This is a genomic window from Pseudomonas sp. PGPPP1 (assembly GCF_002255865.1).
Classification (GTDB): domain Bacteria; phylum Pseudomonadota; class Gammaproteobacteria; order Pseudomonadales; family Pseudomonadaceae; genus Aquipseudomonas; species Aquipseudomonas cremoris.
Genome location: NZ_NKIG01000022.1, coordinates 1 through 20,554 on the forward strand (window position 1 = coordinate 1; position 20,554 = coordinate 20,554).

The window sequence follows — 20,554 nt, forward strand, 5'->3', positions numbered from 1 at the left end:
CTCCACAAGCACCCACACGAATTGCTTGATTCAGTTGTTAAAGAACGGTTGGTTAAGATCTTTCGTCTCAACCGAGGCGCGCATTCTACAGCAGCCTCATTTGCTGTCAAGTGATTATTTTCAGAAGTTTTCGAAGATTTCTTCAACAACTTCAACCACTTGCGCTTCCGATCACTCGTTAGCGGGAGGCGAATTCTACAGCGTTACACGCTGCTGTCAACACCTCTTTTTCAACTTCCTGCGGGCTTCGATGGACTGAAGCAACTGACCGCCGAAACCTACATAACTCATTGTTTACCAAGGAGTTTTCCGTTTCGACTGCGCCGGAAGTGGGGCGAATTATAGGCCTCCAGAATCTGCCGTCAAGCCCTTAATTCGAATTTTCTATCAAAGAGCCAAAAATCACTCAACCCTCTCTATATAGAACGATAAACGTCCTGGCATGAGCAATATATTGCTCATTTCAAAACAGTTAAGCATCATAGCGCCAGATTCATTTTCCAATACGACCTCGGACAAACCCCCCCAATGACCACCTCCCCTCGCAGCCTGGCCACGGCACTGTTCCCTATCGGCCTGCTGTTGATCGCCATGGCTTCCGTCCAGTCTGGCGCTTCGCTGGCAAAGAGCATGTTCCCTATCGTTGGCGCGCAAGGTACTACCGCTCTGCGCCTGATTTTCGCCAGCGTAATCATGCTGCTTCTATTACGGCCATGGCGTGCCAAGCTGACAGCAAAGTCCCTGCGCACCGTCATCGTCTACGGGATGGCATTGGGGGGGATGAACTTTCTCTTCTATATGTCATTGCGCAGTGTCCCCTTGGGGATTGCGGTCGCCCTCGAATTCACTGGACCGCTTGCGGTAGCAATCTATGCGTCACGTCGGGCGGTCGACTTCCTGTGGATCGCGCTCGCGATCGTCGGCCTGTTGTTGTTGATCCCAATGGGAGAAACCAGCAACAGCATCGACCTGCTCGGCGTGGCCTACGCACTGGGAGCAGGCGTCTGTTGGGCGCTGTATATCCTGTTTGGCCAAAAGGCCGGCAACGACAACGGCGTCCAAACCGCTGCCCTTGGTGTGATGATCGCAGCACTGTTTGTCGCGCCGTTCGGCATCATCCATGCCGGCGCTGCACTGCTGACACCTGCATTGATCCCGGTCGCCCTTGGCGTGGCTATCCTGTCCACTGCCCTGCCCTATACCCTGGAGATGGTCGCACTGACACGGCTGCCCGCCCGCACCTTCAGCACCCTCATGAGCGTCGAACCGGCATTCGGTGCACTATCCGGGCTGCTCTTCCTGCAAGAACACCTGTCCCTGGCGCAATGGCTGGCCATCACCTGCATTATCCTGGCGTCCGCTGGTGCAACACTGACCATGCATAACGAGTCAAAACCGCTGGTTCCGGCGGATTGACCGATCTTTGAATGTAGCTCTGGTATTTGCCGCTCATTTAGGCCATGTTTAGGCCGTAAACGAATGTCATTCATGGAGAATTTCGACAAGGACAGCGTGAACGCTACACTCGAGAGCGAGTAGAGCCTGCTTCAAAGCATTGTTGCGAAGCGGCTATTAAGGATAGGAATGAAACGAATTTTGATACTGTTAATGGTCGTTGCCGTTGCTGGCTGCGCCGCGACCACCAAGACAGAAGTAAAACGGGGCAAAAAAGGGCTGCACATCAACTGTTCCGGCCTGTCATCTTCCTGGGACCAATGCTACACAAGCGCAACCAACTCCTGCGGAGCCAAGGGCTACCGGGTTATCGCCAAGTCGGGCGACAACTCCGAAGAGCCAGGGGACTACCCCTTCGGACTCAACCCTGCCGGCTATACGAGCCGTAGCATGATCGTCATCTGCAAATAGTCGACCGAGCAGTCATCCTCCGACTGCTCGTATTCAACTTCCGACACCAACCCATCATTTGCCCTACAGGCAGTCGATCAGGCTCGCCTGACCGTCGTGCATGAAGCCTAGGCTCAAATCTCGATCGCCGAACGTCCGTGAGCGCCATTTGCGAGTAAATCGTAAGCCGCGCTTACCGTTTGCAGGCCGAATCGACGCTCATCCATGATTGGCTTGAGCTTGCCTGCGCGAGTATCTGACCAGGATGTTCGAGCCCCCTCCCCGTCAATCACCGCGACATGCTCAGGCGCCCGAACTGCAATCGATCAAATAGCCGCCGTACGCACCTGCAACCACTCAAGCCCCGCACCACTGAGCAAAGGGCTCAAGCGCTCACGTACCTCAGCGTGATAGGCGTTGAACCACTCGCGCTCGTCGCTCGTCAGCAGTGACGGCTCCAGACAACGGGCGTCGATCGGGCACAAGGTCAGGGTTTCGAACTTGAGAAACTCACCAAATTCGGTCTTGCCCACTTCCCGATTCAAGACCAGGTTTTCGATGCGCACCCCCCAACGTCCCGGACGGTAAGTCCCCGGCTCGATAGAGGTAATCATCCCAGGCTGCATCGCCGTTTGCGGCGCAGTGGCGGCCTGATAGGCGATCACTTGCGGACCTTCATGCACATTCAGGAAATAGCCTACGCCGTGACCTGTACCGTGGCCGTAGTCCACCCCCTCAGCCCAGATCGGAGCACGGGCGATAGCGTCCAAGAGCGGCGACAAGATCCCCTTGGGAAAGTGCGCACGGGACAAGGCAATCACACCTTTGAGCACGCGGGTGCAATCACGTTTCTGCTCTTCACTCGGATTACCGATAGGCACCATCCGCGTGATATCCGTCGTACCGCCCAGGTATTGGCCGCCCGAGTCGATCAGCAACAAGCCATCACCCTCGATCAGCGCATGCTCTTCTTCAGTAGCATGGTAGTGCGGCATCGCGCCGTTGGCGTTGTAGGCGGCGATGGTGTTGAAACTCAGCGACACGTAGCCCGGGCGACGAGTACGCGCAGCAGTCAAGTGCTCATCGATGGTCAGTTCAGTGATGCGCTCACGACCCAACGCACTGTCCAGCCACGCGAAGAATTCGCACAGTGCCGCCCCGTCCTGCTCCATGGCTTGGCGGATATGTTCTGCGTCAGCCAAGCTCTTGCGGGACTTGGCCAACGTAGTGGGGTTTAACCCCTCTACCAGCTTGACGCCTGGATCGAGGTTTTCCAGCAAACCCGCGGTGACGCGCGCCGGGTCAACCTGCAAGCTGGCACCCGACGGTACTGCGCGCAGCGCATCAGCCACTTCGCTGTAGTCGCGCAGGGTGACGCCATCCTGTTCCAGCACAGCCCGCAACTCGGCATCGATCTTACTCAGCGCGACAAACAAAGTGGTGTGCTGCTGATTGATCAACGCAAAGGACACAAACACCGGGTTGAACGAGACGTCCCCGCCACGCAGGTTGAACAACCAGGCGATGTCGTCCAGGGTCGCGATGAAGTGCCAATCAGCGCCCTTCTCTTTCAGGCTTGCACGCAGTGCACTGAGTTTCTCGCCCCGGCTGACAGTCGCCTGCGGTGGCAAGTGTTGGTAGATCGGCTGGTTCGGCAGGGTAGGACGGTCTTGCCATACTTCATCCAGCAGGTCGATATCGGTACGCAAACGCGCGCCTCGCTCAGCCAGCTTGGCGCCCAGCGTGCGCGCCGAAGCCACAGCCATCACGGCGCCATCTACCGCCACGACTCCGCCCTCGGGCGTCTGTTCTGCCAGCCATTCCAAAGGCCCAGGTTGCCCCGGCTGCAGTTTCACCAATTCGATGCCGCTGCCCTTGAGTTCCTTGGTCGCTTGCTCCCAGTAACGGCTGTCAGCCCAAACCCCGGCGAAATCCGCAGTGACAATCAACGTCCCCACCGAACCATGAAACCCTGACAACCATTGCCGCCCCTGCCAGTAACCCGGCAAGTATTCGGACAAGTGCGGGTCGGCCGACGGCACCAGCAGGGCATGGATGCCCTCGCGGCTCATCAGTTCACGGGTATGCGCCAGGCGCTGGGGAACCGTTCCATGGGTCAAGGGCTGCGTACTCATTGTGTCTCCTGCTAACCACGAATAATTATTATGTGTTGCGAAAGTTAAATCAGACCGCCCAAAACGCCGGCGCACTGGCGAGTGCCGCCTTGATCAATTGCACGGCTTGGTCGATATCCTGCTCGGTGGTAAACCGGCCCAGGCTCAAGCGAATGGTTCGGCCAGCGCTACGCGCATCATGGCCCAGCGCCAAAAGAACGTGGGACGGCGCATTACTCGCCGAATTGCAGGCAGACGTAGCGGAAAACGCGATACCGGCGCTCAATGCGGCGGAGTTGAACTCGCCTTCACCAAACGTGAGGCTCAGTGTGTGAGGAATACGCTGCGTAGCGCTGCCATTAAGGCGCAGGCCGGCAACCGATGCCAATTGATCCAGCAGGCGCTGGCGCAAGGCTACGATCACTGCCTTCTCTTCATTGAAAGACGCCGCCGCCAACGCGAACGCAGTGCCCATGCCGGCAATCTGGTGGGTCGCCAGGGTACCGGAACGCAAGCCGCCTTCGTGGCCGCCACCGTGAATCTGCGCCAACACCTTCTGCTGCGCCCGAGGCCCGACGTACAGCGCACCGATTCCTTTGGGGCCATACAACTTGTGGGCAGAAAACGACATCAAATCCACCGGCCACTCGGCCAGGTCGATAGCCACCTTGCCCGCACCTTGCGCGGCGTCCACGTGCAGCAGCGCGCCGTGTTCACGAACCCGCGCGCCAATGGCCGGGATGTCATTGAGGGTACCCAGTTCGTTATTCACCAGCATCAACGACACCAGGAAAGTGTCTTCGCGCAGCGCTTCACTGACGGCCTCAGCAGTGATCAAGCCGTCGGCGTCCGGCACCAGGTAGGTCACGGCCACGCCGGCTTCCTGCAATTGCCGCGCGGTGTCCAGCGTTGCCTTGTGTTCGATCTGGCTGGTAATGATATGCCCACCGGCCACACCACGCGCCTGGGCGACGCCCTTGATCGCAAGGTTGTTGGACTCGGTGGCGCCGGAGGTCCAGACGATTTGCTCAGCCTGGGCACCGACCAGATCGGCCACCTGGCGACGCGCCTGCTCAACCGTTTGCCGGGCCGCTTGGCCAAAAGCATGGGAACTGGACGCAGGGTTACCGAAATTGGCGTTGAAGCCCAGGCACTCGACCATCACCTGGATAACTCGCTCATCCACCGGGGTGGTGGCGGCGTAGTCGAAATACAGCGGACGTTTATTCATGACGTTAAAGACTCGCAGAGCAGGGTCCCGAGAGCAGCGTCTCAGGGGCATCGACCGGGACAGAGGTCGTCAGGTTTAACCGATCGAATGCCATTAAAAAAGGGTCACGTAATGTAAATGTGCGTAGGAACGCTCCTGGAATTGAGCTTAACAGGCTGAAGTCGCGCCATGGAAAACAAAAAGCCCGAGGTTCCTTAGGGAAAGCCTCGGGCTTTTTGCCGTTTCACGCCAGCTCAACTGGGACGACCATGCAGGGTCACACTGCGTTCGGCGTTCATTTCACCCTGGCGATCAAAGCCGTAGGACTTCTGTGGTTGACCCATCAACGCGGCGCGCTGCTGTTGATATTCATCAAACGACAACCCACGACGCCCCAGTGCTTCCAGTGCCAACTGCTTGGACTCTTGCCCCGTGTACGGGCGCAATTCAGGCGAAGGATGGGTGGCGCACCCGGCAAGGACGGCGGTGACAAACAATAAGGCAACAGCAAGGAATCGGTTCATGGCGGCGGCTCTGCGAAGTGGGCTTTAAGTCAATGAACACAGGCTACTCCCGCCCCTTAGCAGTTAAAAATCACCTCCCTCGATAGTCGCTATCAACCGTCGATGTACCCTCGATAGGCGTCTTCACATATTCATTTATGATCTATCAGTATAGAAACACGATCATTTACGGAATAACCGTAACCCTCTATAAATGGCCAAACACCCAACACGTACTGTTCGCTACGCAACTGTTGCCCAGGCAACAGCCATTCAACAAATCAGCAGGCTGACAACATCAGCTTTTTCAGCAGTGAGCGCGCAGCCCACGCCAATCAAGGCTTGCATCCGTTGGTACAGCTCTTGCTCAACAGGTTGCACTACTCCTGCTACGAACCACTGTTGAAAAAGGAACTGTTCATGACCCGTCCCCTGAATGTCGTTGCCCTCTCCGGCGGAACCTGGCGCCCGTCCCGCACCCTGGTGCTGACCCAGGCCGTGCTGGCCGAACTGGCCACTTTGCTGCCGATCCAAAGCACTGTGATCGAGTTGGGCGACATCGCTCGCCCATTGGGCGGTGCGCTGTCACGTGATGAACTGCCCGCCGACGTCGAATCCCAACTGTTGGCCATCGAACAAGCCGACCTGTTGATCGTCGCCGCGCCGGTCTATCGCGGCTCCTACCCGGGCCTGCTCAAACATCTATTCGACTTGATTGGCCTCAATGCGCTGATCAACACCCCGGTGCTGCTGGCGGCCACAGGCGGCAGCGACCGCCACGCGCTGGTGCTCGATCACCAACTGCGTCCGCTGTTCAGTTTCTTCCAGGCACTGACTTTGCCGATCGGCGTGTACGCCACCGAGGCCGACTTCACCGACTACCAAATAACCAGCGAATTATTAAAAGCCCGGATTCAACTAGCGGCAGAACGCGCAGCACCTTTGTTTGCAGCGCACTCCCCTTCTCTGCTGAAAATCGCTTAAGGATTTGTCATGGATGTTTTCTGGTTTCTGCCAACGCATGGCGACGGTCATTACCTGGGCACCACCCAAGGTGCACGGCCGGTCACTCTCAATTACCTGAAGCAAGTCGCGCAGGCGGCTGACAGCCTGGGTTACCACGGTGTGTTGATTCCTACCGGGCGCTCGTGCGAAGACTCCTGGGTCATCGCCTCGGCGCTGGTGCCGCTGACCGAACGCCTGCGTTACCTGGTGGCGATACGTCCGGGCATCATCTCGCCGACGGTATCCGCACGGATGGCGGCGACCCTTGATCGGCTGTCCAACGGCCGCTTGCTGATCAACGTGGTGACCGGCGGCGACCCCGACGAAAACCGTGGCGACGGCAGTTTCCTCGACCACAGTGAACGCTACGAAGTCTCCGACGAATTCCTCAAGATCTGGCGCCGCGTGTTGCAGGGCGAATCGGTAGATTTCGAAGGAAAACACCTGCGCGTACAGAACGCCAAGGCGCTTTACCCACCGGTGCAGAAGCCTTATCCGCCGCTGTACTTCGGCGGTTCTTCGGATGCCGCCCACGACCTTGCCGCCGAGCAGGTGGACGTGTACCTGACCTGGGGCGAACCACCCGCCGCCGTCGCGGAAAAACTCGCGGATGTACGGGAACGTGCGGCTCGCCACGGGCGCACCGTGAAGTTTGGTATTCGCCTGCACGTGATCGTGCGCGAAACCGAAGAAGACGCCTGGAAAGCCGCCGACAAACTGATCGAGCACATCAGCGACGAAACCATCGCAGCGGCGCAAAAATCCTTCTCGCGCTTCGACTCCGAAGGCCAGCGCCGCATGGCGGCCCTGCATGATGGTCGCCGCGACAACCTGGAAATCGCCCCCAACCTGTGGGCCGGCGTTGGCCTGGTGCGCGGCGGTGCCGGTACGGCGCTGGTGGGTAACCCACAACAAGTGGCCGAGCGCATCAAGGAATACGCCGACCTGGGGATAGAGAGCTTCATCTTCTCCGGTTACCCCCACTTGGAAGAGGCGTATCGCTTTGCCGAGTTGGTGTTCCCGTTGCTGCCAGAACCCTATGCCAGCCTTGCCGGGCGTGGCATCACCAACCTCACTGGGCCGTTTGGCGAAATGATTGCCAACGATGTGTTGCCGAACAAACCCTGAACGCGCTGATAACAGCTTTGTGTGGGAGCCGGGCTTGCCCGCGATGCAGGCGACTCGGTGTTTCAGTGATACCGCGGTGATGCTATCGCAGGCAAGCCAGCTCCCACATTTGGCCTTGATTGCCAAATCGATATAGAGGAACACCGCGTGACAGCCAAACCCCATAGCGTCCTGCCATCACCGTTGCAGACCGCCAAATTGCTGGCCGCCGAATTCGCCCTCACCGCTGTCGAGCGTGACGAGCGCGGTGGCACCCCCAAAGCCGAACGTGATGCCCTGCGCCAAAGTGGCCTGCTGGCACTGAGCATTCCCACCCAATACGGCGGCCTCGGCGCACGCTGGAGCGACACCCTGGGCATCGTGCGTGAATTCGCCAAGGTCGACAGCTCCATCGCCCATGTCTTCGGCTTCCACCACCTGATGCTCGCCACCGTGCGCCTGTTTTCGCGCCCGGACCAATGGCAACCCTGGTTCGAACAGACCGCACGCAAAAACTGGTTCTGGGGCAACGCCCTCAACCCGCTGGACACCCGCACCGTGGTCAAGGACTTTGGCGGCTGGCGCGAGTTCTCTGGCAAGAAGAGCTTCTGCTCCGGCGCCAGCGACTCGGAAATGCTGATTGCCTCGGCAGTGGATGAAACGGCCGGCGGCAAACTGTTGATCGCCGCAATCCCCAGCGGCCGCAGCGGCATCACCCTGCACAACGACTGGAACAATATCGGCCAGCGCCAGACCGACAGCGGCAGCGCCAGCTTCGAACGGGTGCGCGTCGAGGAATCGGAATTGCTGCTCGACCCAGGCCCGCTGAGCACGCCGTTCGCCTGCCTGCGCCCCTTGATCGCCCAACTGACGTTCACGCATATGTTCCTCGGCATTGCCGAAGGCGCCTTTGAGGAGGCGCGCACCTACACCCTGACCGAAACCCGCTCCTGGCATAAATCCTCGGCCGAAGACGTCCGCCAAGACCCTTATGTGCTGCATCACTACGGCGAATTCTGGGTGGCACTGGAAGGTGTGCGCCTGCTGGTGGAACGCGCCGCCGAACTGCTCGACCACGCCTGGGCCAAAGGCCCCAACCTCAGCGAAAACGAACGCGGCCAACTGGCCATCGCCATCGCCACCGCGAAAGTCGCCGCCACCCGCGAGGGTCTGGCGCTGTGCAGCCGTCTGTTCGAAGTCACCGGCGCGCGCTCCACCCATGCGTCACTACGCCTGGACCGCCACTGGCGCAACCTGCGCACACAAACCCTGCACGACCCGGTGGACTACAAACTCCACGAACTGGGGGACTGGGCATTGAACCAATCCCTGCCGATCCCGACGTTCTATTCCTGAGAAGAGGTGCCCATGCAGCTTTTAACCCTACCGCCCTCGCCCGCACTCGCGACCTCGATCCGCGCCACGGCCCAAGTCTTTGAAGACCCTAAATCCCAGGCGTTGCTCGACCATATCCAGCAAGTGGCGCCCAGCGAAGCCAGCGTGTTGATCATCGGCGAAACCGGTACCGGTAAAGAGCTGGTGGCGCGGCATATCCACAACCTCAGTGCCCGGCGCAACCGGCCCTTCGTAGCGGTGAACTGCGGCGCGTTCTCCGAGTCCCTGGTGGAAGCCGAGTTGTTCGGCCACGAAAAAGGCGCCTTCACCGGTGCCCTCAGCGCCAAGGCCGGTTGGTTCGAAGAGGCCGACGGCGGCACCTTGTTCCTCGATGAGATCGGCGACTTGCCGATGGCGATCCAGGTCAAGCTGTTGCGTGTCCTACAAGAGCGCGAAGTCGTACGCCTAGGTTCGCGTAAGAGCATTCCGATTGATGTGCGCGTATTGGCCGCAACCAACGTGCAACTGGAAAAGGCCATCAACGCTGGGCATTTCCGCGAAGACCTTTACTACCGTCTGGATGTGGTCAGCCTGGAACTCAGCCCGCTGCGTGATCGGCCCGGCGATATCTTGCCGCTGACCCGGCACTTTATCGAGGCGTACAGCCAACGCTTGGGCTACGGCGAGATCACCATCAGCCGCGAGGCCGAACACAAGCTTAAAAGCTACAGCTGGCCGGGCAATATCCGCGAGCTGGAAAACGTGATTCACCACACCCTGCTGATCTGCCGTAACGGTGTGATCGAACGCGATGACCTGCGCCTGTCGAACATGCGCATCGAGCGTCAGGACGACAACCAGCACGGCACCGATAACAGCGCCGAAGCGTTGCTGGCGCGTGCGTTTCAAAAACTCTTCGAAGAACAGGCGGGCGCCCTGCATGAAAAAGTCGAAGACGCCCTGCTACGTGCCGCCTACCGTTTCAGCCATTACAACCAGGTGCACACCGCCAACCTTTTGGGCCTGAGCCGCAACGTGACCCGCACCCGCTTGATCAAGATCGGCGAGCTGGCCGTAAACAAACGTCGCCCCGGCGAAAATGTGCAAGGCGAGCGCATGTTGCACCTATCCATTTAGACGGCAATGCAATGCGTCATCATGGCTGCGCTCGAAACTGCGCAGCACCTGGAAGGACCCAAAGGTCACTGCTGTGGCCTGGTGCGCGCGAATCAACGTCCAGAAATCCTCCTCACCGTGCTCGAAGCATTTAAAGGCGGCTTCCCCGTCCTCGCGGGAGCGCCATTGCAGGTAGTTGAGCACGCGCCGACCGTCATCGCTGACCTGCACGCTCGCATGGATAAAACCGCCATGGCCCTCCGCCAGGCGCTCGCTCTGCATCGACAGCGCAGCCACCAGGGCAGATTGTTGCCGGGGTTCGATCTGGAATTCGATCAGTTGAGCGAAACTGCGATTCTTCTCTGATACCTGCATGAACACTCCCCTTTTTCTGTAGGCAGAATCTTGCGATTCGATGCCACGCAGGGTAAAACCTCTAGTTAAGTCAAGGTCAAGCGTTGTTTCGGAGCTTTTCATGCTGAACAAAGAACTTACCGTCGGCCAACTGGCGGCCCGCAGCGGCGTGGCGGTCACGGCCCTACATTTCTACGAGACCAAGGGGCTGATCAAGAGCAATCGCAATGCGGGGAACCAACGGCGTTATCCACGTGATGTGTTGCGGCGGGTGGTGGTGATCAAGATTGCCCAGCGGTTGGGTATTCCGTTGGCGACCATTGGTGAGGCGTTGCAGACGCTGCCGGATGGGCGTACGCCCACGGCCAAGGACTGGGAGCGCCTGTCGGCGTTGTGGCGGGAAGATCTGGATGAGCGCATCAACAAGTTGTTGCTGCTGCGCGACAAGCTCAATGGCTGTATTGGCTGCGGGTGTTTGTCGTTGGAAGCGTGCCCGTTGCGTAATCAGGATGATCAGTTGGGGGAGCGCGGGCCGGGGGCTCAGCTATTGGAGCCAACGCCATAATTTGGATGTGTAAACCGCACTCAATGTGGGAGCGGGCTTGCTCGCGAATACGGTGTGTCAGTCACCGATATTTCGACTGATCCACCGTATTCGCGAGCAAGCCCGCTCCCACACAAGCCCAGTTCCACATTAAACCTGTGTGGATTTTAGAACCCCGGAGCAATCTGGCCCTTGTAGCGGGTCAGGATGAACTGGCGCACTTCATCGGAATTCAGCGCCTTGGCCAGCTTCTGAATGCGCGGATCGTTGATGTTGTCCGGCCGCGCTACCAGGTACTCGACGTACAGCGACTTGCCCTTTTCCACGATCAACGCACTGTTGGTATCGATCCCCGCTTCCAGCGCGTAGTTGGCAAACACGAACGCCAAATCCACCTGACTCACCGAACGCGCCAGCAATGCACCTTCCAGCTCACGGATTTTCAGGTGCTTGGGGTTTTCCGCGATATCCCGCGGAGTGCTCAGGGTGTTGCTCGGGTCCTTGAGTTTGATCAGGCCCGCCTCGTCCAACAGCACCAAGGCACGACCAGTGTTGACCGGGTCGTTGGGGATCGACACGGTGGCGCCGTCTTTCAACTCCGAGATGTTCTTGATGCGCGTCGAGTACGCACCAAACGGTTCGATATGCACGCCCACTACCGGCACCAGGTCGGTGTGGCGGGTCTTGTTGTAATCATCTAAGAACGGGCGGTACTGGTAGTAGTTGGCGTCGATGTTCTTCAACGCCAGTTGCTGGTTGGGCTGGATAAAGTCGGTGAAGACTTTGATCTGCAGGTCCACGCCTTCCTTGGCCAGTACCGGTTTGACGAATTCCAGGATCTCCGCGTGCGGCACGGGTGTAGCGCCCACCACCAACGTTTCGTTGGCAAAGGCATTGAACGACAGGACAGCGGCCAAGATGGCCAGGGACTTTTTCATACGTGCTCCGAAGGCAGTTGCTATAAGAATTAACGGCGGCTGTAACGCGCCACCAAACGATCACCGGTCATCTGCAGGGCCTGCACCAGCACCAACAACAGCACCACGGTGACCACCATCACGTCGGTCTGGAACCGCTGGTAGCCATAACGAATCGCCAGGTCACCCAGGCCACCGCCACCAATCACCCCGGCCATGGCGGTGTAGTCCACCAGCACAATCGCGGTCACGGTCACCGCTGCCAGCAGCCCACCCCGGGCCTCCGGCAGCAGCGTGTGGCGGATCACCTGCCAAGTGCTGGCGCCCATGGATTGGGTGGCCTCGACAACACCGCGATCCACCTCACGCAGCGCGGTTTCCACCAGCCGCGCAAAAAACGGCGTGCACCCCACCACCAGCGGCGGAATCGTGCCCGGTACGCCAAGGGAGGTGCCCACCAGCAAGGTGGTCAGCGGGATCAGCACAATCAGCAAAATGATGAACGGCAGCGAACGCAGCACGTTGACCACTACCGACAACAGCCGATACACCACCAACGCTTCGTGCAATTGGCGCTTGCCGGTGAGGAATAGCAGCACCCCCAGCGGCAACCCCAACAGCACGGTAAAACCCAGGGCCGCTGTGAGCATGCTCAGGGTTTCCAGGCAGGCTTGGCCGATGTCGGCCCAGTAAATGTTCTTGAACAGTTCGGCCATGGATCACGACCAGTCGTGGCGCGGTGGCTTGGCGCCATTGAGCAGCCAGTTGCCCACGACGTGGTACTTCCAGCGCACCGGGTCGTGCAGGGTATGCACCCGTGCGTTGCGCCAGTGGCGGTCGAAGTTGTGCTTCTTCAAGGTGGAGCGTGTGCCGCCCAACTCAAACAATTTGTTGCTGGCGTCGATGGCAATTTCGGTGGTGAGCACCTTGGCACGGGCGACCGCCAGGGAGGCATGGGCGACGTTGTCTTCATTCGGCGCCGGGCGTGCAGCATCGAGGGCAAAACCTGCACGTTCCAACAGGGCTTCGGCGGCTTCCAGGCGAATGTCCAGGGCGCCAACCTGGATGATGGTCAGCGGGTCCTCACTGGCCTTTTCCACACCGGCGTCGATCCACGGCCGGGCGAATTGCTGCACGAACTGCACCGTGTCACGCAGTGCCGCGCGGGCGATGCCGGCGTCGATGGCCGCGGTGGTCAGCTGAGCGAAAGGGCCGGCCAAGGTCGGCGAATCGTAGGATTTATGAGTAGGAAAAAGGTTGAACGCCGGCACGCGCAGGTCTTGCGCCAGCACCGTCCCACTGGACGTGGTGCGCTGGCCCATGCTGTCCCAATCGTCGACCACTACGAGTCCGTCAGTACCGCGCTTTACGAACGCCAACTGCGCATTTTGCTGTTCGTCCAGAGCCAGTACCGCCAGCCAGTGAGCGTACAACGAACCGGTGCAATAGCCCTTGCGCCCGTTGATCACGTAACCGTCGCCTTCGCGGCGAATCGTGGCTTGAATGTCCTGCACGTTCTTGCCGCCGGTTTCCGACAGCGCATTGGCAAAACGATGCCCCTGCAATGCCAAGCCAAAGAAATGCGCCTGCTGCTCGGGCGTGCCTTGCAGGCGAATGTCTTCCAGCAGGCAATAGTGGTTTTGCGGGATCTGCCCCAGGGATGGGTCGGCGGCGGAAATAATCGCAATCACCTGGGCGAGCACCGCGTAGGACACCTGCGCCCCCCCAAACTCGCGCGGCACGCTGATGCCCCACAGGCCGCTGTTGGAATACAGGTCTACCACCTCGGCGGGCACCTGACGGGTGCGGTCACGTTCGGCGTCCTGCTCCAGCAATACGGCGGCAACACGATGCGCCACGGCAATCGCCTCGGCTTCATCACGGATCAGGTCGGCGTGGGGCGTGTGGATCGGGTAATCGGCAGATACAGGCAATACAGACATACAACGCTCTCGGGCGAATGGTTTGCCTTGTGCATTGCAGCTTCTGTGCCGAGCGCTGAAACCGTGGGGTTGAGCGCAAAAACCACGAAAAAGGCCGCTTATGGCGCAGCAAACTGCCCGTTCACTGTTGCCTGGCGAACACCTTGTCGGCTGCCCGCAGGCCGCGCGGTACGTGGCCTATAGTTAAAGGGCCGTACCTCCACACCACCACCCAAGGAGAACGATATGAGCGTCAAGCCTGTTCCAGAGGGTTTCCACAGCATCACGCCGTACCTGGGCGTCGATAAAGCCGCCGAAGCCATCGAGTTCTACAAGCAAGCCTTCAATGCCACCGAGGTCATGCGCCTGGACATGCCCGACGGCAAGGTCGGCCACGCCGAACTGCGCATCGGTGACTCGCCGATCATGCTCGGCTCGCCTTGCGCTGAAAGCCCGTTCGGCAGCCCGCGCGATGGCCACACCAGCGTGGGCATCCACCTTTACGTCAACGATGTCGATGCGCAGTACAAACAAGCCATCGCCGCCGGTGGCACGCCAATCTCCGAACCCAAGGACCAGTTCTACGGAGACCGCTCGGGTACGCTGGAGGATCCGTTCGGGCATGTGTGGTTCCTGGCAACCCACAAGGAGGATCTGACTGAGGCGCAGATCCGCCAGCGTGCCGAGGAGATGTTCAAGCAGGGCTGAGATCCAGCTGCCTACACATCTAAAACTGTGGGAGCTGGCCTGCTCCCACACTGGATATTTGTCGAGCCTGAACACCCTGCTACACACTTCATGAACACCCCCTCCACGCTTTCCCCCTTGCCCCGAATGCCGTGTGATTCCACGATGCAGGCACTCATTACAAGGAGCCACTCCATGTTCGCCGGTTTCCAGAAAGACCAGCGCCACGTCAACGGCGTCAGCATCAGCTATCGCAAAGGCGGCACGGGCCCCGGCCTGCTGTTGCTGCACGGGCACCCGCAAACCCACGTGATCTGGCACAAGATCGCCGAACAGCTGGCCGAACACTTCACCGTGGTCGCCGCCGACCTGCGCGGCTACGGCGACAGCAGCAAGCCGCCGGCCAATGACCATCACACTCACTACTCGAAGCGGGAAATGGCGCGAGACGGCGTCGAGCTGATGAACGCGTTGGGCTTCGACACCTTCTCGGTGCTGGCCCACGACCGCGGCGCCCGCGTGGCCCACCGCCTGGCCCTGGACCACCCGACCGCCGTGCAACGCATGGTGCTGCTGGATATCGCCCCGACCCTGTCGATGTACGCGCAAACCGATGAGGCCTTCGCCCGGGCGTACTGGCACTGGTTCTTCCTGATCCGTCCGGCGCCGCTGCCGGAGGCTCTGATCGAAAGCAACCCCGAGTTGTACCTGCGCAGCGTCATGGGTAGCCGCAGCGCCGGGCTCAAGCCATTCACCGACGAGGCATTTGCCGAATACCTGCGCTGCCTGAAACTGCCAGGCGCCGCCACGGGCATCTGCGAAGACTACCGCGCCGCCGCCGGCATCGACCTGGAACACGACCAGGCGGACATCGACGCCAACCACCACTTGAACTTGCCGCTGCTGGTGATGTGGGGCGCCGAAGGGACTGTCGGCCGCTGTTTCGAACCGCTCAAGGAATGGCAGAAAGTCGCCACCGACGTACGCGGCAAGGCCCTGCCGGCTGGCCATTACATCGCCGAAGAGGCCCCCGAGTTATTGCTGGGTGAAGTGCTGGCCTTCCTGCGCTGAGCCCACTCTCAACACTTAATAACACCACGACCTGAAACACCCGCCTCGCAGGCTGCCAATGGCCTGCGACGGGTTCGCTTTGCCCCCAGAAACATACCGAGATAATAACAATGACAATCAGAAAGCTGCTGGGAACCCTGTATGTGCAAGTGCTGATCGCTATCGCCCTGGGCGTGTTGATCGGCCATCAATGGCCACAGATCGGCGTCGACCTCAAGCCTTTGGGCGACGGGTTTATCAAGCTGATCAAGATGATCATCGGCCCGATCATCTTCTGCACGGTGGTGTCTGGCATCACCAGCATGCACGACGTGAAGCAGGTGGGCCGGGTGGGCGGCAAGGCGCTGCTGTACTTCGAGATCGTCTCCACCCTCGCCCTGCTGATCGGCCTTCTCGCCGCTCACCTGTTGCAGCCGGGCGTGGGCTTTAATATCGATGTGAAAACCCTCGACAGTTCGGCCATCGCAGGTTTTGTCGGCCAGGCCGAGCATGGCGAAGGCGTCATTGGGTTTCTGCTGCATGTGATCCCCGCGACGTTTTTCGATGCATTCTCCAAGGGTGAAATCCTGCCGGTGCTGTTTGTATCCGTGCTGTTTGGCGTGGGTCTGGTGATGGTGGGGGAAAAGGGTCGGCCCTTGGTCGCGGTGATCAACCAGGCCAGCGAAGTGTTTTTCCGTATCGTCGGCATCATCAGCCGCGTTGCGCCGATTGGTGCCTTTGGGGCCATCGCCTTCACCATCGGCAAGTACGGCGTGGGTTCGTTGCTGCCGCTGTTGAAACTGGTGGGCACGTTCTACATCACCGCATTTTTCTTTGTGGCCGTCGTACTGGGCAGCATCGCGCGCTATGCCGGTTTCAGCATTTTCAAGTTGATGGGCTATATCAAGTCGGAGCTGCTGATCGTGCTGGGTACCAGTTCGTCGGAATCGGCGCTGCCACAACTGATCCAGAAACTGGAAAGCCTGGGCGCGTCCAAAGGTGTAGTGGGCATCGTCGTACCGACCGGCTACACCTTCAACCTGGATGGCACCAACATCTACATGACCCTGGCGGTGCTGTTCCTGGCCCAGGCCACCAATATCCACCTGCCGCTGGAGCAGCAATTGACCTTGTTGGCGGTGGCGATGCTGACATCCAAAGGTGCCGGTGCGGTGGTCGGTGCGGGCTTTGTGGCGCTGGCCGCGAGCCTGGCAGTGGTGCCGACGGTGCCGGTGGCGGCGATGGTGTTGATCCTGGGTGTGGACCGCTTCATGGCTGAATGCCGTTCGTTGACCAACATCATCGGCAATGCCGTAGCCGCGCTGGTGGTGGCCGCCTGGGAAGGTGAACTGGACCGCGAAAAAATGGCACCGATCGCCCTCAAGCGCGGCCGCCATGCACGCGCCGCCCAGGCCGCGAAGGTCGCAGCCGAATAAACGCTTTAGACCCGACGCGCCGGAAGGTGCGCCTATCCGGTGCTATTCTGGCGGTTCATACCGCCAGCCCTGCTTCTGATGACTCATAAGAAAGATACCGTGCCCCTACCCGAAGACCTGCGGGTGTTCTTGACCGTGATCCGCAAGGCCGGCTTCGCGGCGGCCGCCGATGAGCTGGGATTGTCGCCAGCGTATGTCAGCAAGCGCATCCAGATCCTCGAAACCACCCTGGCCACCCGCCTGCTGCACCGCACCAGCCGGCGCATCGCCCTCACCGAAGACGGTGAACGGGTGCAGCGCTGGGCCGTGCGCATCCTCGAAGACTTCCAGCAACTGTCCGATGAGCTCACCGATGCCCACGACAGCCCGCGCGGCCACTTGCACCTGTGCAGCAGCTTCGGCTTCGGGCGCAACCATGTGGCGCCTGCCGTGTCGCTACTGGCAGAACAATACCCGGACCTGGAAATCCGCCTGGATCTGTTCGACCGCGTGGTGGATATCGTCAGCGAAGGGTTCGACCTGGAGATCCGTGTGGGCGATGACATCCCCGGCCAACACATCGGTCGACAGTTGGTGAGCAACCGCCGAGTGTTGTGTGCCGCGCCCACGTATCTGCAGCGCCGGGGCGCGCCGCAACACCTGAGCGACCTGGAGCAACACGACTGCCTGGTAATCAAGGAACGTGACAACGCGTTTGGCATCTGGAACCTGGAGCGCGAAGGCATTCAGGAAAGCGTGCGGGTACGCGGACCGTTGTCGTCCAACAACGGCGAGATCGTATTGCAGTGGGCATTGGATGGGCGCGGCGTGTTACTACGTTCGATGTGGGATGTGAAACCACTGCTGGAGCAAGGCAAGCTGGTTCAGGTACTGCACGACTACACCCAGAGCGCCAACGTGTGGGCGGTGTACCCGACACGGTTGGCGTATTCCGGGAAGCTGCGGGCGTGTGTGGAGTTTTTGCAGGAGCATTTCAAGGGGCTGTCGATCTAGCCTCCGCTCCAGACTTGAGAATCCAATCCCCTGTGGGAGCTGGCTTGCCTGCGATAGCGGTATATCAGTGACGGTTGAGGGAGCTTACCCACCGCTATCGCAGGCAAGCCAGCTCCCACATTTTGAACCGAGGAGTGTCAGCTGAGCCAGGGGTTGGCTTGCAGGTGCTGACGCTCGAACGCCTTGATCTGCTCACTGCGCTGCAACGTGCTGCCAATCGCATCCAGTCCCAGCAATAGCGCAGTCTTGCGCAGGGTGTCGATCTGGAAAGGGATCACCTCGCCATTCGCCAAACCAATCTCCTGCGCTTGCAAGTCCACACTGATCTGCGCCTGCTCCGGCTGGCCCACGGTCTGCCCCAGTTTCTGCAACACCGCCTCTTCCAACGTAATCAACAACACGCCATTGCGCTGGCAATTGTCATAGAAAATCCCGGCAAAGCTGCTGCCGATCAGCGCGCGAATACCCATCTGTTTCAGGCCCCACACCGCATGCTCGCGACTGGAGCCACAACCAAAGTTCGACCCCACCACCATAAAGCTAGCGCCCTGCCACGCCGGTTGGTTCAGCACGAATTCAGGGTTGGGTTCACCGTTGGGCAAAAAGCGCAGGTCGAAGAACAACCCGCGGTCCAGGCCGTTGCGGTCGATGCCCTTGAGAAACTGCTTGGGCATGATCACGTCGGTGTCGATATTCGCTGCCAGCATCGGTGCGGCTTTGCCGGTGACCAGGGTGAAGGGTTGCAGGCTCATGGGCGCTCTCCAAAAAGGCGGATGTCAGTCAGGCGGCCGGTGATGGCGGCGGCGGCAACCATGGCCGGGCTCATCAGGTGGGTGCGTGCCCCTGCGCCCTGGCGGCCTTCGAAGTTGCGGTTGGTGCTGGAGGCACAGCGGTCGCCGGGGGCCAGCACGTCGTCGTTCATCGCCAGGCACATCGAGCAGCCCGACTGGCGCCATTCAAACCCTGCGTCGATAAAGATCGCCGCCAGCCCTTCGGCCTCAGCCTGGTCACGGACTTCGGTGGAGCCCGGCACGATCATCGCCCGCACGTGCTCGGCGACGTGTTTGCCACGCACCACGCTGGCCGCGTCGCGCAAGTCTTCGATGCGCGCGTTGGTGCAGGAGCCGATAAACGCATGGCTGATGACGATGTCGCTCAGCGGCATGCCGGCTTCCAGGCCCATATAGGTAAGGGCGCGGCGCATGTCCTGGCGCAGGATCAGGTCGCTGATGTCTTGCGGGTCGGGCACGCGGGCGCCGATGGGGGCGGCCTGGTCGGGGCTGGTGCCCCAGGTGACCATAGGTTCAAGGGTCGTCGCGTCGAGCTGCACTTCCTGGTCGAACACCGCACCGGCATCCGAATGCAAGTGGCGCCAGCCCAGCAACGCCTGCTCCCACAACTCGCCCTTGGGTGCACGGGGTTTGCCTTTGAGGTAGGCGAAGACCTTGTCATCCGGCGCCATGAACGCGCCGCGTGCACCGGCCTCCACCGCCATGTTGCAGATGGTCATGCGCGCCTCGACGCTGAGCGCATCGATGGTGGCACCGCAAAACTCGATGGCATAACCGGTGGCACCCGAGGCGCCGATCTTGCCGATCAGCGCCATAATCACGTCCTTGGACGTGAGGCCTGGGGCCAACACACCGTGCACCGTCACGCGCATGGTTTTCAGGCGCCTATACACAAGGGTCTGAGAAGCCAGCAGGTGTTCGATTTCCGACGTGCCGATGCCAAACCCAAATGCGCCCAAAGCGCCGTAGGTGGTGGTGTGGCTGTCACCGGCGGCGATCACCATGCCCGGCAGGATAAAACCCTGCTCCGGGGCAATCACGTGTTCGATGCCTTGGCGCTTGTCGAGGATATCCAGCAGTTCGATGCCGAAGTCCCGGCAGTTCTCCGCCAGGTACGACACCTGTCGCGCCCCGCCTGCGTCGGGCATTGCAGCGATGCGCTTGGGGGTGGTGGGGTTCACATGATCAACCACCGCCAGTGCCGTGCCTGGGCGCCATACGCCACGGCCGGCCTCGCGCAAGCCACTGAACGCCTGCGGGCTGGTGTATTCGTTGATCACCTGGCGGTCTATATAAAGAAGCACATGCCCCTGGTCATCCAGAGTGCACACCGTGTGGGAATCGATGTGCTTGTCGTAGAGGGTTCTGGCGGGGATTTTCTGCGGGTTCATTGTTGTAGGCGCTCACTCAACGGTATGCCCCCATCCTACGCAGACGTCCCCTGCCATCAATGGCGCTTGGGTGATGGCTTGGAACATGTTTCGTGTTCGATCAGGGCTTCCAAATCGCGGAACTGTGAACCTGAAACATTTGCTTTCATCTCCGCGTTAGGGTTTTGCGATTCTCATCCGTCTTAACTTAGATACAGCCCGTCGCGTCAGCAAAAGCTACGACCGGCCTTTTCC

At 60.1% G+C, this 20,554-nt stretch carries 20 protein-coding genes; 11 read left to right on the forward strand and 9 right to left on the reverse strand.

The genetic code is table 11. The features are described 5' to 3' along the window. Positions 1-528 precede the first annotated feature (528 nt). Together rhtA and CFE47_RS21775 are read left to right on the forward strand one after the other, a co-directional pair. A complete protein-coding gene (rhtA, locus tag CFE47_RS21770; RefSeq protein ID WP_286840390.1) occupies positions 529-1,416 on the forward strand; it encodes a threonine/homoserine exporter RhtA in 888 nt (295 codons plus the stop codon). 168 nt (positions 1,417-1,584) lie between these two features. Continuing rightward, positions 1,585-1,866, forward strand: a complete 282-nt coding sequence (locus tag CFE47_RS21775) for a hypothetical protein (protein WP_185710643.1) — start codon at positions 1,585-1,587, stop codon at positions 1,864-1,866. 305 nt (positions 1,867-2,171) lie between these two features. Here CFE47_RS21775 and CFE47_RS21785 read toward each other — a convergent pair whose 3' ends face one another. The 3 genes from CFE47_RS21785 to CFE47_RS21795 all read right to left on the reverse strand — a co-directional run bounded on the left by CFE47_RS21785 (position 2,172) and on the right by CFE47_RS21795 (position 5,693). Beyond that, a complete protein-coding gene (locus CFE47_RS21785) occupies positions 2,172-3,980 on the reverse strand; it encodes an aminopeptidase P family protein (RefSeq protein ID WP_286840391.1) in 1,809 nt (602 codons plus the stop codon). Between the two features lie 49 nt (positions 3,981-4,029). Next, positions 4,030-5,190, reverse strand: coding sequence for a cysteine desulfurase family protein (locus tag CFE47_RS21790; protein WP_286840393.1), 1,161 nt, complete (start codon positions 5,188-5,190; stop codon positions 4,030-4,032). Between the two features lie 233 nt (positions 5,191-5,423). Continuing rightward, on the reverse strand, positions 5,424-5,693 hold the full coding sequence (locus tag CFE47_RS21795) for a hypothetical protein (protein ID WP_286840394.1): 270 nt from the start codon (positions 5,691-5,693) through the stop codon (positions 5,424-5,426). 399 nt (positions 5,694-6,092) lie between these two features. Between CFE47_RS21795 and msuE the strand changes: the two genes are divergently transcribed. The 4 genes from msuE (at position 6,093) to CFE47_RS21815 (ending at position 10,256) form a co-directional block, all read left to right on the forward strand. Then, complete coding sequence (gene msuE / locus CFE47_RS21800) at positions 6,093-6,656, forward strand: FMN reductase (protein ID WP_286840395.1); 564 nt, start codon at positions 6,093-6,095, stop codon at positions 6,654-6,656. A 9-nt stretch (positions 6,657-6,665) separates the two neighbouring features. Continuing rightward, positions 6,666-7,805 (forward strand): FMNH2-dependent alkanesulfonate monooxygenase, encoded by a 1,140-nt coding sequence (gene ssuD, locus CFE47_RS21805; protein WP_286840396.1) that lies wholly within the window; start codon positions 6,666-6,668, stop codon positions 7,803-7,805. Positions 7,806-7,952: 147 nt separating this feature from the next. Next, complete coding sequence (locus CFE47_RS21810) at positions 7,953-9,140, forward strand: acyl-CoA dehydrogenase family protein (protein WP_185710636.1); 1,188 nt, start codon at positions 7,953-7,955, stop codon at positions 9,138-9,140. A gap of 12 nt (positions 9,141-9,152) precedes the next feature. Further along, on the forward strand, positions 9,153-10,256 hold the full coding sequence (locus tag CFE47_RS21815) for a sigma-54 interaction domain-containing protein (RefSeq protein ID WP_286840397.1): 1,104 nt from the start codon (positions 9,153-9,155) through the stop codon (positions 10,254-10,256). On the opposite strand, the gene CFE47_RS21820 is transcribed toward CFE47_RS21815, so the two are convergent. Next, positions 10,245-10,610: an antibiotic biosynthesis monooxygenase gene (locus CFE47_RS21820; RefSeq protein ID WP_286840398.1), complete on the reverse strand. Its 366-nt coding sequence runs from the start codon at positions 10,608-10,610 to the stop codon at positions 10,245-10,247. The two genes, CFE47_RS21815 and CFE47_RS21820, sit on opposite strands and share 12 nt — an antisense overlap. 100 nt (positions 10,611-10,710) lie before the next feature. Between CFE47_RS21820 and soxR the strand changes: the two genes are divergently transcribed. Further along, positions 10,711-11,154 carry a redox-sensitive transcriptional activator SoxR gene (soxR, locus tag CFE47_RS21825; protein ID WP_185710633.1) on the forward strand — a complete coding sequence of 148 codons (444 nt, stop codon included), beginning with the start codon at positions 10,711-10,713 and terminating at the stop codon, positions 11,152-11,154. 146 nt (positions 11,155-11,300) lie between these two features. Here soxR and CFE47_RS21830 read toward each other — a convergent pair whose 3' ends face one another. From CFE47_RS21830 to CFE47_RS21840, 3 genes are read right to left on the reverse strand one after another with little or no spacing between them, the layout of a single operon-like run. After that, on the reverse strand, positions 11,301-12,071 hold the full coding sequence (locus CFE47_RS21830; RefSeq protein ID WP_185710632.1) for a MetQ/NlpA family ABC transporter substrate-binding protein: 771 nt from the start codon (positions 12,069-12,071) through the stop codon (positions 11,301-11,303). 29 nt (positions 12,072-12,100) lie between these two features. Further along, positions 12,101-12,766 (reverse strand): methionine ABC transporter permease, encoded by a 666-nt coding sequence (locus CFE47_RS21835; RefSeq protein ID WP_065901293.1) that lies wholly within the window; start codon positions 12,764-12,766, stop codon positions 12,101-12,103. 3 nt (positions 12,767-12,769) lie between these two features. Beyond that, complete coding sequence (locus CFE47_RS21840; RefSeq protein WP_286840400.1) at positions 12,770-13,993, reverse strand: SfnB family sulfur acquisition oxidoreductase; 1,224 nt, start codon at positions 13,991-13,993, stop codon at positions 12,770-12,772. A 225-nt stretch (positions 13,994-14,218) separates the two neighbouring features. On the opposite strand from CFE47_RS21840, the gene CFE47_RS21845 reads away from it, so the two are divergent. The 4 genes from CFE47_RS21845 (at position 14,219) to CFE47_RS21860 (ending at position 18,138) form a co-directional block, all read left to right on the forward strand. Further along, on the forward strand, positions 14,219-14,680 hold the full coding sequence (locus CFE47_RS21845; RefSeq protein ID WP_286840401.1) for a VOC family protein: 462 nt from the start codon (positions 14,219-14,221) through the stop codon (positions 14,678-14,680). A 174-nt stretch (positions 14,681-14,854) separates the two neighbouring features. Continuing rightward, the gene (locus tag CFE47_RS21850; RefSeq protein WP_286840402.1) at positions 14,855-15,730 is read left to right on the forward strand and encodes an alpha/beta fold hydrolase; all 876 of its coding nucleotides are present in this window, start codon (positions 14,855-14,857) and stop codon (positions 15,728-15,730) included. A gap of 110 nt (positions 15,731-15,840) precedes the next feature. Continuing rightward, positions 15,841-17,145 carry a C4-dicarboxylate transporter DctA gene (dctA, locus tag CFE47_RS21855; RefSeq protein WP_286840403.1) on the forward strand — a complete coding sequence of 435 codons (1,305 nt, stop codon included), beginning with the start codon at positions 15,841-15,843 and terminating at the stop codon, positions 17,143-17,145. A gap of 78 nt (positions 17,146-17,223) precedes the next feature. Then, positions 17,224-18,138: a LysR substrate-binding domain-containing protein gene (locus tag CFE47_RS21860; protein ID WP_286840404.1), complete on the forward strand. Its 915-nt coding sequence runs from the start codon at positions 17,224-17,226 to the stop codon at positions 18,136-18,138. A gap of 137 nt (positions 18,139-18,275) precedes the next feature. On the opposite strand, the gene leuD is transcribed toward CFE47_RS21860, so the two are convergent. Continuing rightward, positions 18,276-18,890 (reverse strand): 3-isopropylmalate dehydratase small subunit, encoded by a 615-nt coding sequence (leuD, locus tag CFE47_RS21865; RefSeq protein ID WP_286840405.1) that lies wholly within the window; start codon positions 18,888-18,890, stop codon positions 18,276-18,278. Beyond that, positions 18,887-20,320 (reverse strand): 3-isopropylmalate dehydratase large subunit, encoded by a 1,434-nt coding sequence (gene leuC / locus CFE47_RS21870; RefSeq protein ID WP_286840406.1) that lies wholly within the window; start codon positions 20,318-20,320, stop codon positions 18,887-18,889. Before leuC ends, leuD begins: the two co-directional genes overlap by 4 nt. Positions 20,321-20,554: the final 234 nt, after the last annotated feature.

Bases quoted from the DNA above. Each gene is read 5' to 3' on its own strand.
- CFE47_RS21820 (WP_286840398.1), bottom strand. From the start codon at position 10,610: ATGCAGGTATCAGAGAAGAATCGCAGTTTCGCTCAACTGATCGAATTC.
- CFE47_RS21790 (WP_286840393.1), bottom strand. From the start codon at position 5,190: ATGAATAAACGTCCGCTGTATTTCGACTACGCCGCCACCACCCCGGTG.
- CFE47_RS21775 (WP_185710643.1), top strand. From the start codon at position 1,585: ATGAAACGAATTTTGATACTGTTAATGGTCGTTGCCGTTGCTGGCTGC.
- CFE47_RS21845 (WP_286840401.1), top strand. From the start codon at position 14,219: ATGAGCGTCAAGCCTGTTCCAGAGGGTTTCCACAGCATCACGCCGTAC.
- msuE (WP_286840395.1), top strand. From the start codon at position 6,093: ATGACCCGTCCCCTGAATGTCGTTGCCCTCTCCGGCGGAACCTGGCGC.
- ssuD (WP_286840396.1), top strand. From the start codon at position 6,666: ATGGATGTTTTCTGGTTTCTGCCAACGCATGGCGACGGTCATTACCTG.
- CFE47_RS21860 (WP_286840404.1), top strand. From the start codon at position 17,224: ATGACTCATAAGAAAGATACCGTGCCCCTACCCGAAGACCTGCGGGTG.
- CFE47_RS21795 (WP_286840394.1), bottom strand. From the start codon at position 5,693: ATGAACCGATTCCTTGCTGTTGCCTTATTGTTTGTCACCGCCGTCCTT.
- dctA (WP_286840403.1), top strand. From the start codon at position 15,841: ATGACAATCAGAAAGCTGCTGGGAACCCTGTATGTGCAAGTGCTGATC.
- leuD (WP_286840405.1), bottom strand. From the start codon at position 18,890: ATGAGCCTGCAACCCTTCACCCTGGTCACCGGCAAAGCCGCACCGATG.
- soxR (WP_185710633.1), top strand. From the start codon at position 10,711: ATGCTGAACAAAGAACTTACCGTCGGCCAACTGGCGGCCCGCAGCGGC.
- leuC (WP_286840406.1), bottom strand. From the start codon at position 20,320: ATGAACCCGCAGAAAATCCCCGCCAGAACCCTCTACGACAAGCACATC.
- CFE47_RS21815 (WP_286840397.1), top strand. From the start codon at position 9,153: ATGCAGCTTTTAACCCTACCGCCCTCGCCCGCACTCGCGACCTCGATC.
- CFE47_RS21785 (WP_286840391.1), bottom strand. From the start codon at position 3,980: ATGAGTACGCAGCCCTTGACCCATGGAACGGTTCCCCAGCGCCTGGCG.
- rhtA (WP_286840390.1), top strand. From the start codon at position 529: ATGACCACCTCCCCTCGCAGCCTGGCCACGGCACTGTTCCCTATCGGC.
- CFE47_RS21835 (WP_065901293.1), bottom strand. From the start codon at position 12,766: ATGGCCGAACTGTTCAAGAACATTTACTGGGCCGACATCGGCCAAGCC.
- CFE47_RS21850 (WP_286840402.1), top strand. From the start codon at position 14,855: ATGTTCGCCGGTTTCCAGAAAGACCAGCGCCACGTCAACGGCGTCAGC.
- CFE47_RS21830 (WP_185710632.1), bottom strand. From the start codon at position 12,071: ATGAAAAAGTCCCTGGCCATCTTGGCCGCTGTCCTGTCGTTCAATGCC.
- CFE47_RS21840 (WP_286840400.1), bottom strand. From the start codon at position 13,993: ATGTCTGTATTGCCTGTATCTGCCGATTACCCGATCCACACGCCCCAC.